Consider the following 16,988-nt stretch of genomic DNA (forward strand, 5'->3'; position numbering starts at 1 on the left):
GGGTGTACCGTGTATTGGTATCCCCGAATACAATAACTGCGTTCCCGTCCGAGTGCTCCTTTATGTAATTGGAGAGTTGCTTGCCACTCCGATAACAGAATAACCTTATGATCGCTGTTATCCCCAGATTTTTCGAATAAAAATACCCCCTAGAGAGACTTTTTAAAAAGTCTGCTCTAGAGGGTATTCGATCACATAAAACGATATCTACCGCTTAACATCAGCAACTAGCTTCAGCTTTACGGCTTCGAAAGGCGCTGCATTGGATTAACCAATGGAGCCCTCCATTTCGAATTTGATCAATCTATTCATCTCAACGGCGTATTCCATTGGCAATTCCTTCGTGAATGGCTCAATGAAGCCCATGATAATCATCTGTGTTGCTTCTGCATCAGTCAGACCACGGCTCATCAGGTAGAAGAGCTGATCCTCAGACACTTTGGATACCGTAGCTTCATGCTCCAGCATGATGTTATCATTCATGATTTCATTGTAAGGAATTGTATCCGATGTGGACTCATTATCGAGAATGAGTGTATCACACTTGATGTTGGATTTCGCGCCTTCAGCTTGACGTCCAAAGGAAGCCAAACCACGGTACGTTACTTTACCACCATGTTTACTGATGGACTTGGATACAATCGTAGATGTTGTATCCGGAGCCAAGTGGATCATTTTCGCACCTGCATCCTGATGCTGGTTTTTACCAGCTACAGCGATGGAGAGTACGGAACCTTTAGCTCCACGGCCTTTCAGTACAACCGCTGGATATTTCATCGTCAGTTTGGAACCGATGTTACCATCGACCCATTCCATCGTTGCATTTTCTTCAGCAACCGCACGTTTCGTAACGAGGTTGTAGATGTTTGGTGCCCAGTTTTGGATCGTTGTGTAACGAACACGAGCATTTTTCTTACAGATGATCTCAACGACCGCACTATGCAGTGAGTTCGTGCTGTAAATTGGAGCTGTACAGCCCTCTACATAGTGAACGAAGCTGTCTTCGTCCGCAATGATAAGTGTACGCTCGAATTGTCCCATATTCTCGGAGTTAATCCGGAAGTAGGCTTGCAGAGGCACTTCACATTTCACGCCCTTAGGCACGTAGATGAAGCTTCCTCCGGACCATACCGCACTATTCAATGCAGCAAATTTGTTATCTGCTGGCGGAATAACCGTTGCAAAATATTCACGCAGGATTTCCGGATGCTCTCTGAGAGCCGTATCCGTATCCATGAAGATTACACCTTGGTCTTCCAATTCCTTTTGCATGTTGTGGTATACAACCTCGGACTCATACTGAGCTGATACACCTGCAAGGAACTTTTGCTCTGCTTCAGGAATACCCAATTTGTCAAAGGTTTCCTTGATTTCAGATGGAACCTCTTCCCATGTTTTCCCTTGTTTTTCAGAAGCACGCACATAATACTGAATTTCATTGAAATCCAATCCGTCGAGATCTCCGCCCCATTTCGGCATTGGCATCTTTTCGAATTGTTTCAGGGATTTCAAACGGAATTCCAACATCCATTCCGGTTCGTTTTTAATCTTGGAGATTTCGGTAACCACTTCTGCAGTCAGACCTTTACCGGTTTGAAAGATGGATTTGTGCTCGTCGCGAAAACCATATTTATACTCTTCCATTTCTGGTGCTTTTTTAGCCATCTTGCTCTACCTCCCTATCGTTATTGTACTTTGTTCTCTTCGTCAATCCCTTTACGTAATGCATTCCAGGCCAGAGTGGCACATTTGATGCGTGCAGGGAACTTGTTCACACCGGATAGGGCTTCGAGATCTTCATAATCGTCGAAATCGACTTCTTCACCTTTCATCAGTGAGGAAAAACGGTTAGCGATATCGAGTGCCTGTTCCATCGTTTTGCCTTTGACGGCCTCTGTCATCATCGATGCAGAGGACATGCTGATGGAGCAGCCTTCACCCGTATATTTGGCTTCCTGGACGATTCCGTCTTTCAGCAAAATTTGCAGTGAAATCCGGTCGCCGCACGTTGGATTGTTCAAATTCACCGTGACAGCGTCATTATCAAATGTTCCGCGGTTACGCGGGTTTTTGTAGTGGTCCATTATAACACGTCTGTACAGATCATCAAGTTGCATCGCCAAAATACTCCTTTGTCTGGATTAAGGCGCTGACAAGCCGATCTACATCTTGTTCGTTATTGTATAGATAGAAGCTGGCACGAGCTGTTGAGCTAACTTCAAGCCAGCGCATTAGCGGTTGACAGCAATGGTGTCCGGCACGAATGGCTACGCCACTCGCATCCAGCACGGTTGCCACATCATGCGGATGAACATCACCCAGGTTAAAGGTAACAACACCCACATGCCGCTTGGCTGGGCCATAGATGGTTAACCCATCGATCTCGGCCAGTCGTTCTGTTGCATAAGCTGCCAGCACACTCTCATGATGTGCGATCTCGTCCATACCAATCTGCTCCAGAAAATCAATGGCAGCCCCCAACCCTACCGCACCTGCGATAATCGGGGTTCCGCCTTCGAACTTCCAGGGAAGCTCTTTCCAGTTGGATTCGTACAGACCCACATCATCAATCATTTCACCACCGAACTCAATGGGTTCCATGGACTCCAGCAGCGCCTTTTTGCCGTAGAGTGCACCGATTCCGGTTGGTCCGCACATTTTATGACCGGATAATGCATAGAAATCACAGTCAAGATCCTGAACGTCCACCTTCATGTGAGGTGTGCTTTGTGCGCCATCAACAACGATGACAGCACCATTGCGGTGTGCAATTTCAGCAATTTGTTTCACTGGATGGATCAGACCCATAACATTGGATACATAAGCGATTGCTACAATTTTAGTATTGTTCGTAATCGTCTTCTCAACATCTGCCAATTCAATATGACCGTCAGGCTGAAGTGGAATGTATTTCAATGTTGCACCTGTCTCCTTGGCAACCTGCTGCCAAGGAATCAGATTACTATGGTGCTCCATTTGCGTGATAACAATTTCATCGCCTTCTTTGCAATTGGCGCGGGCGTACGATGAAGCCACCAGATTGAGGGCTGTCGTTGTACCGCGAGTAAAGATAATCTCCTGTGTACGGCGGGCATTGATAAACTTGGCTACCTTCTCACGTGCGCCTTCGTAAGCGTCCGTTGCACGGCTTCCAAGGGTATGAACACCGCGGTGTACGTTGGAGTTCTCATACTCATAATAATGTTTGACTGCTTCAATCACAGCATGAGGCTTCTGTGAAGTTGCAGCACTATCTAAATATACGAGCGGGTGTCCGTTAATTTCCTGGTGGAGGATCGGGAACTGCTCGCGAATGGACGGGTTCATTGTCCCAGCTTCTTCTCAATCAGGGACTGCAATTGGGTGCGCAGTGCTTCCAGAGGAATATCCGCCACCACCGGAGCCAGGAAGCCATAGATGATCAGGCGTTCGGCATCCGTACGGTTAATTCCGCGCGACATCAAGTAATGAATCTGCTCGGCATTGACTTGACCAACAGAAGCCGCGTGACCTGCTGTTACATCATCCTCGTCAATAAGAAGGATTGGGTTGGCGTCTCCACGTGCTTTAGGGCTCAGCATCAATACTTTCTCTGTCTGCTGTCCATCAGCTTTGGTAGCGCCTTTCTCAATCTTCGTGATCCCGTTGATGATTGCAGAAGCTTCTTCACGCATAACTGCACGTGTAATCATCTGGCTTGGTGTATTCTTGCCGAAGTGACGAGCTTCTGTGGTGTAGTTGATTTTTTGCGAACCGGAACCTACAGCGATGACTTTGGAATCAGAACTTGATCCATTGCCTTTCAGCACGGTCATCGTGTTGCTCGCTGTGTCGCCATTGTTCATTTCGCCTACAATCCACTCGATGGAAGCATCATTCTCCAACACTGCACGACGGAATGAAACATCAGTTACATTCACACTCAGTTGATGAACCGATGCGAAACGTACTTTAGCACCGGATTTTGCGAATACTTCCACAACACCATTATGGAAAACAGGTGCGGACAATTCGCCAGATACATAGTTATCAACATAAGTTACGGAGCTGTTTGCTTCTACAACTACAAGCACGTGAGGTGCAAACGTTGCAGATGCGTCGTCCGTAAGCAACACTGCTTGCAGCGGTACTTCGATTTCGACATTTTTCGGAACATACAGGAAGACCCCGCCATTCCAAAGTGCCGCATGCAATGCAGCGAGGGAATGCTCATCCGCTTTCACTGCTGTGTTCAGATATTGTTTTACCAGATCGCCATGTTCGCGAACCGCTGTAGCCAGATCCGTGAAGATAACTCCTTTTGCTGCCAGATCAGCAGACACCTTGGAGTATACCGTACCGGAATTGCGCTGGATAACCAGACTGCCTTCAGCTTGATCCTGAACCAGATCTTTGATAGAAGCAGGTACTTCTGTCAAAGAAGAAATAGCTTCACTTGTTTTATATGTTCCGTACTCGCTGACATTCCAGCGTTCGATTTTTTGTTTTTCCAGTTTAGGAAGCGCAAGCCCGCTCGCAAGCTTTAAAGCTTCAAGCCGCTGTTCGGTCAACCAGCCGGGTTCATTGTTGCTTTCCGACAAGGCGCGAAGCGCTTCAGATTCAACCGGAAGAATTGTTTGTGTAGTCATTAATTAATCCTCCTCCGTTTTGTCTTTACGCTTCTTGGCCTACAGTTTCGTCTGTAATTCCCAGCTCTGCCTTTACCCAGTCATACCCTTCCGCTTCCAGACGGTGAGCCAATTCAGGTCCGCCGGATTTCACGATACGACCTTGCATCATTACGTGAACATAGTCAGGCGTAATGTAGTTCAACAGACGTTGGTAGTGAGTGATGATCAGGAAGCCACGATCTTCGCTCTTCATAGCGTTCACACCGTCAGCCACGATTTTCAAAGCATCGATGTCCAGACCGGAGTCAATTTCATCAAGTACTACGATTTTCGGATCAAGCAGCATCATTTGCAGAATCTCGTTACGTTTTTTCTCACCACCGGAGAAACCTTCATTCAGGTAACGGTGAGCGAACTCAGGGTTCATGTCGAGTTCTTTCATTTTACCTTCCATTTGACGAATGAACTTGATCAGGGAGATCTCGTTACCTTCGCCACGACGTGCGTTAATTGCACTACGCAAGAAGTCGGAGTTTGTAACACCTGCAATTTCACTTGGGTATTGCATAGCCAGGAAGAGACCTGCACGTGCGCGCTCATCTACAGCCATATCCAATACATCTTCACCATCAAGTGTAATTGTACCGTCTGTTACTTCATATTTAGGGTGACCCATCAAGGCAGAAGCCAGAGTGGATTTACCTGTTCCGTTTGGTCCCATGATTGCGTGGATTTCTCCACCTTTCATTTCCAGGTTGATGCCTTTCAGGATTTCCTTACCTTCGATCGTCGCTTTCAGACCTTCAATGACGAAATTCGTAGCCATGTGTATTGTTTCCCTCCATTGATTAAATTGATGTTTACTGTCGAAAACGAAAAAGCGCCTATTATATCTGAACAGGGCTTCCCCTGAATTTCTCCTGTACTCGAATCTTCAAAGCAAGAGCACTTTAGAATAATTCTAAACTGATTCTCAATGATAATCAAGTCATTTCCTAAGAACCTTTGTCCCTTGCATGAAACCTTATTCTTTCTGATTCTATAGTAAAAGACAAATTGAATCAAATCAGAAAACATCTTAAGCACAAATGCACAGTGAGAAAAATCACAGCAATTCAAGCTTTTATGTCATCTGCTATACACTAATCTAAAAAAAGGACTCATCCATATTATGGACAAGTCCCTCCGTTAATAACGTTACCATTTACAATTTGAGCATCTCGTTAATCTTCTGTACCTGTTCGTCAAAATCCACAACGTCCACCACCGGCGTCATTTCGCGCGGTACCGGACCATTCGGAATAGAAATCCATGAACGGCAACCGTTATATTCAGGCAGTACGGGGATTTCCATCGGTTCTTTCAAAAGGTACACACGTAAAATCAATACATGGAGCGGATCTTTCCGTTTCCATTTCAAACGATCTTCGGCAAAATCCGCTGTCCACATATGAAAGTCAAGAAGTCGATCCAGCATCTCCTGATCTCGTATCTCCAGATCCTGCGTTACTTCGGCATATGCAGTAATACGGATTGTCGAAGCTTCGGGCACCCATTCGGCCAGTGATTCTTCAACATAGGATTGATCCGAGGACTTAATCAGTTCTTTACGCTGATGTTCATAAGTCGGATACAGGTAAAACGCCGGACTTTTCAGCTCAAAATGTCGGGTTTCCTCTACAATCCCGCCTTTGCGCATCACCATAATCTGGCGACCCGTTTCCAGTGCTTTGATTGCAGAAGCCCATTCTTTTAAAGCCGGTATCTTTGGTTCTAACATAAACGGTCCCCTCCCCTATCGTTCTTGTCAGCAGTATAGACGCTCAGGGCGTTTCTGACAACATGATCCGGGCTCAGAAAGCTTACGTAAGAGACCAACTTGTATTAAGCAAAATCTTGGCTATATTAACCCAGGAAAGAGCGAAGCATCCACATGTGTTTCTCCAAGTCAGCCTTGAAGCCTGTCAGCATATCGGATGTTGGTTGATCTTCAGCTGCATCTGCAACTTCGATACCTTCCTGATATTCATTCGAAAGTGTAGCGAAGTCCTCGATCAGGTTTTGCACCATTGTTTTTGCGTCTTCCCCGCCTGCTGCTTCCTGGATAGAGGAAAGCTCCAAATACTCTTTCATTGTAGCCGCCGGGCTACCTTTCAGCGTAAGGATACGCTCTGCGATTTCATCCATTTGTACTGTAACTTCGTTGTAGAACTCTTCGAATTTCACATGCAACGTGAAGAAGTTAGGTCCTTTAACGTACCAGTGATAGTTATGGATTTTAACATACAATACGTTCAGGTTAGCTACCTGACGATTAAGTACTTGTTCCACCGATTTTGCTTGATCTGTTTTGTTTTTTGTAGCCATATTAATCCCATCCTTTATTTAAAATTAGTCTGTCATGCCATGATAAGCAGGTTGTCCCGCAATGCATAACAGAGAGTTAATAATGTGTCACCACATGTAGTGGAGAGGCTTGTTAACGGCGTTTCTCTCAACCGTCCGGCCTATTTGTTTTTACCCTTGAACCGGAAGTTCGAATCAGGATCGACTTGACTTGTCTCAAAAAAAAGTTCAAAAACCGCGTTATTTCCGATATACTGACATATACCAAGCAAAGAAGTGGGTTTTCCTGTTTCTTCATATATATGGAGGTGGCACCTTTGTCCCAATATCGCCCGTTTACCCCCCAGGATGCAATTGAACTGGCCAAAACATTACCGGGTCCATTTGCGGCAGATGCAAATCTGGATTGCCACGAGATCGGCGACGGCAATCTGAATTTGGTATTCCACATCACGGATCAGAACTCCGATAAAAGTATCATTATCAAACAGGCGCTTCCTTATGCGAAAGTGGTTGGAGAATCATGGCCACTCTCTCTGGTACGTGCCCGCATTGAACGTGAGATTCTTCAGGAAGAGTATCGTCTATGTCCAGGGATGGTACCCGAAGTGTATCATTACGATGATGACCTCGCGTTAACGGTTATGGAAGATCTAAGTGATCATGTGATCATGCGTAAAGGCCTGATCGAAGGTGTTTCCTATCCTCTTTTTGCACAGCATATCGGGGAATTCATGGCAAGAACGCTGTTCTTCACATCCGACTTGGGCATGGATCAGCAATTGAAGAAGGAACAACAGGGCAGATTCATTAATCCGGACCAATGCAAAATAACGGAGGATCTGATCTTTGATGAACCCTACCGGATCGCTGAGAAAAATAATTATGATGTTTCCATTGAAGACGAGGCTGAATCCCTTCGCACAGATGGAGAGCTTCACCTTGAAGTGGCCTTGCTGCGGGAAAAATTCTTGACTCATGGGCAGGCATTGCTTCATGGAGATCTGCATACAGGCAGTATTTTTGTTACACCTGAATCGACCAAAGTCATCGATCCCGAATTTGCATATTACGGCCCCATGGGATTCGATGTTGGTGCAGTCCTTGCGAACCTGCTCTTGAATTACGCATCCCTGCCAGGATGGATTCAGGATGAGACTGCTTTGCGTGAGCGTAAGACGCTTTTGCTGAACATGGTTCGTGATGTATGGACTGAATTCGAATCTCGTTTCCGCGCACTCTGGGTTAACGACCTCGTTGATCCGATGGCAAAAACGCCAGGCTATCAGGATCTGTATGTGCAACAATTGTTCAGAGATTCCATTGGCTTCGCAGGTGCCAAAATGGTTCGTCGTATCGTGGGACTCGCTCACGTGGCGGATATAGATACCATTCCAAATGCAACTGAACGTGAACATGCTCAGCGTAAAGCGTTGTCCATTGGTAAAGCATTGATCAAGAACAATCGTCGCTTGAATACCATCGGCGAAATACTGGATATTGTATCCACAGCTGTTACTACTACTAAGGTTTAACATAAGGAACGGAGGAACTACCCATGACAACCCCTGATTATCAGCCTCTGTCCTCTCTCATCTGGAAAAAGGACAAGCTTGAAATGCTTGACCAGCGTCTGTTGCCCGAAACGATCCTCATGTTGAAATTGTATACACCCGAGGAAGTATGGGAATCCATCCACTCCATGAAAGTACGCGGTGCTCCGGCGATTGGTATTGCTGCTGCATTTGGTGTTGTATTGGGTGCCAAATCATATGACGGAACAACCGTTCAAGGTTGGTTGGATCACGTAAAGTCCATATGTGCTCATCTGGCTACTTCCCGACCAACAGCGGTGAACCTTTTCTGGGCACTGGATCGCATGATGCAAAAAGCAAATGAGGTCGTTGAATCCGGCCTGAGCCTGGATGATGGCAATGATGCTCTTGAAGTAGAAGCTCTGTTGATTCAGAAAGAAGACGAAGAAGTATGCCGCATGATCGGCGAGAATGCACTGCCTTTGTTCGAAGATGGTATGGGTGTACTCACTCACTGTAACGCAGGCGGACTGGCTACGGCGAAATACGGTACGGCAACTGCTCCAATGTATCTCGCACAGGAACGTGGCATTCACCTGAAAGTATTTGCAGACGAAACTCGTCCTGTACTTCAGGGTGCACGCCTGACTGCATTTGAGTTACAGCAAGCCGGCATTGACGTTACGCTGCTCTGTGATAACATGGCAGGCATGGTCATGTCCAAAGGCTGGATTCAAGCCGTTATCGTCGGAACGGATCGTGTTGCTGCCAATGGCGATGTAGCTAACAAAATCGGAACCTACAGTGTGGCCGTGCTTGCCAAGGCTCATAATATTCCGTTCTATGTAGCGAGCCCATTGTCGACTATCGACTTGTCCACTCCATCCGGGGACCTCATTCCGATTGAGGAACGTGCTGCGGAGGAAGTGACCGAAGGATTTGGTAAACGTACAGCGCCGCAAGGTGTTAAAGTATACAATCCAGCATTTGACGTAACGCCTAACGAATATGTAACAGCTATTATCACGGAAAAAGGCGTTGTTCGCGCACCTTTCCAAGAAAATCTGGCTGCCTTGTTCGCGAAGGAAGAAGCTTAATTTATGAAGAGTATTTAAGAAAAAAGTTCGTGTATAGAGTTAGTGGCTACTGATGTGCCCGGCTCTGTATTAGAACGCTAAGACGCTAAAGAAGGGCTTCCCGCATGGGAGGCCACATGGGGAGCCCTTTTGTTAGCGATTAGATCATTTTCAACAAAGCCTCTACACCCGTCATGCCAACCGTAATGCCCATGGCCTCGGCTTCTGTTGTCACCGACTCCATAGGTGCATGCAACAATTGCTCCAGTGTACGCACACCAACCGCCCGAGCTGCAATAATTTTGCGATCCCCGAGCTTCTCATTAAGTAATCCCACGTCGAGTGCTCCGCACATGATATATCCTTTGGATGTGTTAATGGTCAACAACGTTGTTTTGGGCAGCTTGACTTCTACCCCTACTAATACATGCTCTCCAACTACAATGGGCTCCATCGTCACCATAATTTCCCGATCCACCTCCTCTTCCACAGGTCACGATAATTGTATGCCTCATTCTGTATTGTCGTGTGGACACCTGCCGTGTTTGAGAAAATGTAGGTACTTACAGTTCAAATATATTGTTGCTAATTCTCTTCGCAGACTTAGATATTAGAAATATGCTTATTTGGAATATAAAAAGCCACCTCAGAAATGAGGCAGCTCTTCCACTGACTTAACCTATACTTACATAGAATCCATGACTTTATCGATGTCGAAGTCCAGAGTGTTATCGCTGTAGATTACTCGATTAATTAAAAAGTTTCCAAAGATAGAGAGGGAAAGACTAATGTGTGTTTTTTTCTTATCTACTATCCAATAGCATTGGTAGCTTATCTTTCCAGCAGCTAGATCTTTCTCTTCGCCATCATACATAGTGACACGCTTGCCGCTTCGATCAAGAATGTCTCTGTTGTTAATAGATCTGTCATATGTATCAAATAGATCTCGCTTTAAACTGAAATATTCACCTATCAAGTGCATTGTAGTTCCATTAGTATTGTTTGGGTCAAATACATACATTGCACGGACTAATTTGTTTTTGTAAAACAAGTAATACAGATTCGCATTCTTCCTAAATCCTTTTGTTTTATAAACTACGTAGGTAAAATCTTTACTCTTTACTGTTTCCAATATCTTTGATTTTTCTTTCTTTTTAACCTGATTGACTGTCATGCCCCAATTGACATTTTTAAAATCGTACTTAGTAGCTGCTGTTGCAGGTGCGGGTGCATATGTAGTTGTAACGACAAACAATAATAAAGCTAAAAACGATAAAACCAACTTCTTCATACGTAGACCTCGTTTCCTAAATTATGGAATGATTATACCATGCCAAAAGAAGTGGGTCTATGGGATTAGATGTAAGGTAAATATTCATATAATACGTTGAATAACCGATAATGATATTAATCGGGAAGGAGGGAAATATGAACTCGATTTATAAAGTATCTTTTTTTATAACTGTACTTGTACTGATTATGTTGTCGTTTATACTTTTCACAGATATTAGAATTCCACTTGAAGGTACAGGTAGGTTTTATACAAAAGAGACAATGAACTTTGGTATGGTCTTGTGTATTAGTATAACTGGATTATTGGGTGTCCTTTCAGGTTTAGCCGCACTTGAAGAAAAAGTATTGGTACATGCTTCACTTCTTTACAATTTCACGGGCTGGTTGTTTATGATGGCAGTTCATTATTACAGAGTTGCCTACAATAACGATCTATTCGATGGCTTACTTCTTAGCATCTTAAAATGGACTACATTATTTATTGTAATACATATAATATTTGCTTCATTCTTCATTAGAATAGATAAGAAAAGAAGAAAACAAGAAGAAGAGAAGAAGCGTAAAGGAAGTATTGAAAAAGTAGGTAAAAATTACGTTTATACTTTTGGAGATGGAAGCAAAATTACCGTAACACAAGAAGACTTTCAGAAAAAAGATTAATAACGAATACTTGGGGGAACGTCAATGATTGACGCCCCTTTTTTATTCTTTACGTTTTAACCAAAGCTGGAAGAGTACACCCAACTCCATCAATCAACATCTGACTTATATGTTCAGTACATATACACAACTGCAATGCAGTTTATACCCAGGTAGAACGAAATAAAGTGTCACCCAAGGTGAATCAAATTCGGCCTACCTTAAAACATATGCTCACCATTCTTTAATCGCCTTATCTCCGTTAAATCTCTTCTAATCCCCAGTACTCGTCTATGAAGTACACTGCGGTCTATTGATTCAGCTACCGACTTTTTGAACTGGACATCCAATTCACTTAATGGCTCCTGAGCTAGTTTCTTTTTATGTATTGGTTTAACTTGAACTGTTGTAGTTTCAGGCTTGATAGGCTTCAATCTTTTCTGCTTCATAATCTGTTCAATTACACTGTCCTCTTGATGCATGGTCTTCATTCCTTAATGTGTGATGAGCATATTGTAACATAATAACGAGAAGACGGTTGTTAAACGTCAGAGTACAAACAATTAAAGTGGGCATAAGATGAATGTTGTCTCATACGGGTTCATTATTTACGTGTAACAGCACTTTGCGACTCTACTCCAAAATGATGTGCGATAAGTTGCTCCGCACATGCCAAGACGCGCTCTCCAACAATAATGGACTGCATCGGTCAACAAATTTTCCGATCCACCTCCTGTTCCACAGGTCACGAATGTTGTTTCCCTCATTCTGGATTGTCTTGTGGACACCTTCTAAAAGACGTGAATAATAAGGTTTATTTATGATATTCACCCAATTGTTTCGGCATATTTCTGCGTCTCTAGCACTATGATAATTTCCTTTTTAATGATATAGTGAATTGAAGCGTTTTTTTGAGCTGACATACTTTTTAACGGGGCTGGGATGAATGAAAGAAACCTTATCCAATCAAGAGGACATCGGCTTTTTATTTAATGTCGATATACTTATTAAGAGCCGCTCAAATGCATTGGCACTGCAGTCCCTGTTGGAGTTCATAAACAATGAAGAACAAATTGCGGACTTTCGGATTCAATCCGGCATAGAGCTAGGCAAAATTATTGAAGCGACACTCCAGTCCAAGAAGGACTCTTTCGTCACACTTCACAACGAACGCAAAAAAGCCAACGCAGCACAGAAGGCATCCACTGCAGCTCAGACACCTGCCTCACCTGCTCCAGTCAAAACACAGAATCAACAAGAAAAACCGGTTAGCGAGAAAAAGCCTGCCACCCAAACATCCAATGTTTCCGATGGAAACTCGTTTGACGCGTGGATTGACACACTCATTAAAGAGAATAAACTCACCCGTATTGTTGTCAATAACAAGAACGGTAAACATCAGAGCATTCCTTGCCGTATTCTAAATTTTGATCGAGATACCAGTATTGTGAGCATCTACCATGTCGATGAAAAACAGGTGTATACTTTCCGAACCAATGAAATCGATGAGTTTCTGTAACTAACTTCATCGGATTAAAACAAAAAGCAACTTGCGTTAGAATGACGGGACATTCTAACGCAAGTTGCTTTTTTAGTTCAATGGTTCATGTAGGATTGAACCCTCCGAGATTTGTTTGGACCGATCAGGAGCGATCCTTACCTCGCTGCCATACATCTAATGCCAATAACAACCATCCGGCAATGAAGGCTACCCCACCAATCGGTGTGATGGCACCCAGAATCTTGATGCCAGAAATACTAAGCACATACAAGCTGCCCGAGAACACAATAATCCCGATAAACAACAAACGTGCTGCCCACTTTAGTTTTGTCGATGCCCCAAGCTGACCAGCCGTCAAGCCAATAATGAGCAGGCCCAATGCATGAATCATGTGATATTGAACACCCGTCTCATATGTTGCTATGGCCGCCGGCCCAATCGTATCCTTGAGCATGTGAGCACCAAACGCACCTATCGCCACCGACAGCATGGTCATTACAGCTCCAAGCATCATCCATCTTCGTTGCATATAAGTTCTCTCCCTTAATTCAACTACACTTCACTCCTATTATTGTAGCGAATCCACTCCTCCTTTACCAGTCGGGACAGAGCTCCAAAGATCATATGTCTGTTTATACTTAATAGTCCTATCCCTGCCCTATTAATTGTAGAAAACAAGCGTAAATCCTTGATTTTTATCGATAATTATGGAAAAGTAAACAGGTATGTAATCGTTGTATTTTAAGTGCAAGTTCAAAAAGATTGGTTTTCAGTAACGAAAAGATGGGATGAAGCTAATCATTACTCATCGATTAGGTTAATAACACACAGTACGATGATTAAGGGAGGCAAGTCAACATTATGGATAATCGCGATTCCTATAATTCAGGTTATAACAACACGGATCAGAATCCTGGCCATGCAGATCCATACAATAACAATGGGTATGAACCATACCCTCCAGATCATGAGAGGCAACCAATGGTACCACTGAAACATTCCGGACCTGGGATCGCCAGCTTTGTCATTGGATTAGTTGCAATCTTGGGTTATATTCTGATATTCTTTATTGCCACCATGGCTGTAAACGAGTCCATCGGAGTTCTCACCCCGTTGCAGACAGAAGAGATCGCCTTGCATCCAGCAGTGGTTCTAGCTTCATTAGCCATTCTGGTCTGCCTGATTCTCAATCTGGCCGGAGGCATCGTCGGAATTATTGGTCTTGTCATCAAGAATCGAAAGAAAGTTTTTGCCATTATCGGAACTATATTAAATGGGATCATGATTCTGTTATTCGTTGGACTTATCTTGGTAGGCATGACGCTGATGTAACGCTTTGCATCAGCGTCATGTTTCCTTATAATTAAAATGAATGGGTTTACACATAAGGATAATCTATACTTTTTGCCAAAATCATTGTTTTCAAAGGAGATTGACATGTCACGAATCAAAATTTTTGCGGACAGCACAAGTGATCTGGCTCCAGAATGGATCCAGCAGCACGATATCGGTATCATCCCCTTATATGTCGTGTTCGGTGAAGAATCACTGAAAGACGGTGCTGAGATTAAACCTGAACAGCTATATGAACGTGTTAGCAAAGATGGGCGTCTTCCCAAAACAGCTGCACCTTCCCCCGCTGATTTCATAACGGCATTTCAACCTTACATAGATCAAGGGGATGAGATTTTATATATCAGCTTATCTTCTGAACTTTCCTCTACCTATCAAAATGCACGACTAGCGAGTTCCGAGTTCCCGGAAGGTCGAATATCGGTCATTGACTCACAGAATCTCTCATCAGGAATTGCACTGATGGTGATGAAAGCTGTACATGCTGCTGATAAAGGGCAAAACCTGACTCAGATTACACACCTGATTGAGGCGATGAAATCAAATGTACGCACGGAGTTTGTCATCGATACACTGGAGTATCTGCATAAAGGCGGACGCTGTTCGGGCATGCAGAACCTGATTGGAAGCCTGTTGAAGATTCGTCCTGTCATCCGGGTAACAGATGGCAAGATGGCACCTGCCTATAAAGTGCGCGGCAAACGGGAGAAAGCTCTGGAACAAATGCTGAATAATACGCTCAGCCAGAAGGATCAGATCGATCCTGACCTGCTGATTGTTGTGCACACCATGGCTAAAGAGGATGCGCTTGACTTGCAGAAGTCTTTGCAGGAACAGACGGGTGCCCGAGTTGAACTAACCACTGCTGGTTGTGTAGTATGCAGCCACTGCGGCCCGAAAACAATTGGAATTATCTATAACACTGTTTTATAGTATTACACGTTACATCGTATCGTATTACCCAATCCTTTCTTCTAGATCTGTATGTGGTACATCCAATACTTGGACTGGCATACCGTTATAAACTAAAAAGGGCATTCCGAGCTTAATCGCTCAGGATGCCCTTTAATAGTTTTGCTAACTTTTGAATGACCTACGCTTGGTCCATTGCTCATTATGATAATGGATCAATAACTTTTGGTCCGCAGATCATCCAGACTTTTGAATGCGTATCCTTGCTTGCGGGCCTCATCAATGATGGAACCCAGAGCTTCCGTGTTATCTTTGGATACCGAATGAAGCAAAATGACAGCGCCCGGATGGAGTTGTTTCAACACCTGTTGATGAGCATATTGTGCGCCACGCTGCACATTGGTATCCCAATCTTTATAAGCAACAGACCAGAACACATTCACATACCCTTGGGCATGACTCTCTGCGAGCGTACGATTGTTAAAAATCCCGCGCGGTGGCCGTAAAAAGGTCGCTTGTTGACCGGTCAGCCGATTGACCTCCGACTTGACCTTCTCAAGTTCCTCTCTAAGCTTTTCATTGGAGATGCGGGTCATATCCGGATGACTCCATGAATGATTACCGACAATATGACCTTCAGCCGCCATACGTTTGACCAACTCAGGCTGATCTTTCAGATAATGACCTGTCACAAAGAAAGCCGCTGGCACCTTCTTGGTACGCAAAACATCCAGTATGGCAGGTGTGAATCCATTCTCATACCCGTTATCGAACGTGAGATACAACTCCTTCTGTTTTGTATCCCCCAGGAAAATGGCATCGTTATGTTGTAAGATTGATTTAAAGCCTTCCTGATCAATGGAGGGCAGTTGACCGTTTTGACTTTTTTTGAAGCCAAAGTGATACGCTCCGGTAACCGGTGATGCTTCAGTCTGTGCCGGTACCATACTGATGGACAACAGTCCCAACAGTATATATAGAACCATTCGCTTCATTCTATCCGCTCCTGTTCCTGAAAAATTCGGTTAGTCGTTTGCACACACGAACACCTTCAGGTAATATGCCACAGGAACGGCTAATGTATGTAAATCATTATTAGAGCGTGTCTGTAAACTCGCTGAAGTGCATCTTTTACAGCCTTTTCGCCCCCTGCTGCGTCACTTTCCCTCGACGTGCCCCGGCACGCCTGCGGAAAACTTCCTTGCTTGGAACGAAATTTCAGCAAAATCTGCTTCCTTCGGAGTTTTCAGCCACGCCCTAATCGAAACGTTTATTTTCAGGTTGTGGCGGAGATTGATGGAACAATTCAAGTAAGGTCTGAGGTTTGCCACTGGAAGCAAGCCATTCCCTCACGGTCTGTATGGCACGGGTCTGTCCATCTCCCCGATCACGCCATGTAAGCAACTCGATAACTTTGATAATCAAGGCAGACATATTGTGATTATCCAGTTCGGACCGCTCTGCCCTCAGCTTGTGATACAAAGCCTCCTGCTCCCAATCCAGTAGAATCTCATCACCGATGGTTGGCTTCAAAAGTGTATACGCTCTGTCACAACCTTTACAACGAACCGTACTGACCTGTTCATCTATAAATTCCGCTCGGATATCCTGCTGGCAATCCGGGCATTTGAACCCAACTTGTATGTTTTGTATGTTTTCGTTCATGACATTGTTCCTCCTGCTATGTGAGCATTTTGCATCATTTGATTCAAAATACTCCTTG

At 44.2% G+C, this 16,988-nt stretch carries 19 protein-coding genes; 6 read left to right on the forward strand and 13 right to left on the reverse strand.

What is annotated here, in order from left to right:
• Positions 1–267: 267 nt before the first annotated feature.
• From sufB to ACDJ59_RS16605, 7 genes are all read right to left on the reverse strand, one after another.
• Positions 268–1,665, reverse strand: coding sequence for a Fe-S cluster assembly protein SufB (sufB, locus tag ACDJ59_RS16575; RefSeq protein WP_036669904.1), 1,398 nt, complete (start codon positions 1,663–1,665; stop codon positions 268–270).
• Positions 1,666–1,685: 20 nt separating this feature from the next.
• Entirely contained in the window at positions 1,686–2,117 is a 432-nt protein-coding gene (sufU, locus tag ACDJ59_RS16580; RefSeq protein WP_017689537.1) for a Fe-S cluster assembly sulfur transfer protein SufU, read from the reverse strand.
• Positions 2,107–3,327 (reverse strand): cysteine desulfurase, encoded by a 1,221-nt coding sequence (locus ACDJ59_RS16585; RefSeq protein ID WP_017689538.1) that lies wholly within the window; start codon positions 3,325–3,327, stop codon positions 2,107–2,109. The genes sufU and ACDJ59_RS16585 overlap by 11 nt, the downstream gene beginning before the upstream one ends.
• On the reverse strand, positions 3,324–4,628 hold the full coding sequence (gene sufD / locus ACDJ59_RS16590; RefSeq protein ID WP_237176150.1) for a Fe-S cluster assembly protein SufD: 1,305 nt from the start codon (positions 4,626–4,628) through the stop codon (positions 3,324–3,326). The genes ACDJ59_RS16585 and sufD overlap by 4 nt, the downstream gene beginning before the upstream one ends.
• A 25-nt stretch (positions 4,629–4,653) precedes the next feature.
• Positions 4,654–5,436 carry a Fe-S cluster assembly ATPase SufC gene (gene sufC, locus ACDJ59_RS16595; RefSeq protein WP_017689540.1) on the reverse strand — a complete coding sequence of 261 codons (783 nt, stop codon included), beginning with the start codon at positions 5,434–5,436 and terminating at the stop codon, positions 4,654–4,656.
• Between the two features lie 378 nt (positions 5,437–5,814).
• Positions 5,815–6,390: a DUF1802 family protein gene (locus tag ACDJ59_RS16600; protein WP_413404254.1), complete on the reverse strand. Its 576-nt coding sequence runs from the start codon at positions 6,388–6,390 to the stop codon at positions 5,815–5,817.
• Positions 6,391–6,515: 125 nt separating this feature from the next.
• Entirely contained in the window at positions 6,516–6,977 is a 462-nt protein-coding gene (locus tag ACDJ59_RS16605; RefSeq protein WP_017689542.1) for a Dps family protein, read from the reverse strand.
• Positions 6,978–7,273: 296 nt separating this feature from the next.
• Between ACDJ59_RS16605 and mtnK the strand changes: the two genes are divergently transcribed.
• Together mtnK and mtnA are read left to right on the forward strand one after the other, a co-directional pair.
• Entirely contained in the window at positions 7,274–8,491 is a 1,218-nt protein-coding gene (gene mtnK / locus ACDJ59_RS16610) for an S-methyl-5-thioribose kinase (RefSeq protein WP_413404257.1), read from the forward strand.
• A 23-nt stretch (positions 8,492–8,514) separates the two neighbouring features.
• The gene (mtnA, locus tag ACDJ59_RS16615; RefSeq protein WP_413404259.1) at positions 8,515–9,588 is read left to right on the forward strand and encodes an S-methyl-5-thioribose-1-phosphate isomerase; all 1,074 of its coding nucleotides are present in this window, start codon (positions 8,515–8,517) and stop codon (positions 9,586–9,588) included.
• 139 nt (positions 9,589–9,727) lie between these two features.
• Here mtnA and ACDJ59_RS16620 read toward each other — a convergent pair whose 3' ends face one another.
• Positions 9,728–10,030, reverse strand: a complete 303-nt coding sequence (locus tag ACDJ59_RS16620) for a YunC family protein (RefSeq protein WP_017689545.1) — start codon at positions 10,028–10,030, stop codon at positions 9,728–9,730.
• Between the two features lie 222 nt (positions 10,031–10,252).
• Positions 10,253–10,858 (reverse strand): hypothetical protein, encoded by a 606-nt coding sequence (locus ACDJ59_RS16625; RefSeq protein WP_341006611.1) that lies wholly within the window; start codon positions 10,856–10,858, stop codon positions 10,253–10,255.
• A gap of 137 nt (positions 10,859–10,995) precedes the next feature.
• Here ACDJ59_RS16625 and ACDJ59_RS16630 point away from each other — a divergent pair, with 137 nt between their 5' ends.
• Entirely contained in the window at positions 10,996–11,520 is a 525-nt protein-coding gene (locus ACDJ59_RS16630) for a hypothetical protein (RefSeq protein ID WP_413404261.1), read from the forward strand.
• Positions 11,521–11,720: 200 nt separating this feature from the next.
• Here ACDJ59_RS16630 and ACDJ59_RS16635 read toward each other — a convergent pair whose 3' ends face one another.
• Complete coding sequence (locus tag ACDJ59_RS16635) at positions 11,721–11,990, reverse strand: hypothetical protein (protein WP_413404262.1); 270 nt, start codon at positions 11,988–11,990, stop codon at positions 11,721–11,723.
• A gap of 455 nt (positions 11,991–12,445) precedes the next feature.
• Between ACDJ59_RS16635 and ACDJ59_RS16640 the strand changes: the two genes are divergently transcribed.
• Positions 12,446–13,018, forward strand: a complete 573-nt coding sequence (locus tag ACDJ59_RS16640) for a hypothetical protein (RefSeq protein WP_091014625.1) — start codon at positions 12,446–12,448, stop codon at positions 13,016–13,018.
• 124 nt (positions 13,019–13,142) lie between these two features.
• Here ACDJ59_RS16640 and ACDJ59_RS16645 read toward each other — a convergent pair whose 3' ends face one another.
• Complete coding sequence (locus ACDJ59_RS16645) at positions 13,143–13,529, reverse strand: DUF423 domain-containing protein (RefSeq protein WP_091032639.1); 387 nt, start codon at positions 13,527–13,529, stop codon at positions 13,143–13,145.
• 332 nt (positions 13,530–13,861) lie between these two features.
• Here ACDJ59_RS16645 and ACDJ59_RS16650 point away from each other — a divergent pair, with 332 nt between their 5' ends.
• Both ACDJ59_RS16650 and ACDJ59_RS16655 read left to right on the forward strand, forming a co-directional pair.
• Positions 13,862–14,332, forward strand: coding sequence for a hypothetical protein (locus tag ACDJ59_RS16650; protein ID WP_413404264.1), 471 nt, complete (start codon positions 13,862–13,864; stop codon positions 14,330–14,332).
• Positions 14,333–14,437: 105 nt separating this feature from the next.
• On the forward strand, positions 14,438–15,286 hold the full coding sequence (locus ACDJ59_RS16655; RefSeq protein ID WP_413404266.1) for a DegV family protein: 849 nt from the start codon (positions 14,438–14,440) through the stop codon (positions 15,284–15,286).
• 194 nt (positions 15,287–15,480) lie between these two features.
• Here the strand turns inward: ACDJ59_RS16655 and pdaA are convergent, their stop codons facing one another.
• Both pdaA and ACDJ59_RS16665 read right to left on the reverse strand, forming a co-directional pair.
• Positions 15,481–16,260, reverse strand: coding sequence for a delta-lactam-biosynthetic de-N-acetylase (gene pdaA, locus ACDJ59_RS16660; RefSeq protein ID WP_074094344.1), 780 nt, complete (start codon positions 16,258–16,260; stop codon positions 15,481–15,483).
• Between the two features lie 262 nt (positions 16,261–16,522).
• Complete coding sequence (locus ACDJ59_RS16665; protein ID WP_413404269.1) at positions 16,523–16,930, reverse strand: hypothetical protein; 408 nt, start codon at positions 16,928–16,930, stop codon at positions 16,523–16,525.
• Positions 16,931–16,988 lie beyond the last annotated feature (58 nt).

The organism is Paenibacillus amylolyticus (genome assembly GCF_047302515.1).
In the GTDB taxonomy this organism is placed as follows: domain Bacteria; phylum Bacillota; class Bacilli; order Paenibacillales; family Paenibacillaceae; genus Paenibacillus; species Paenibacillus amylolyticus_G.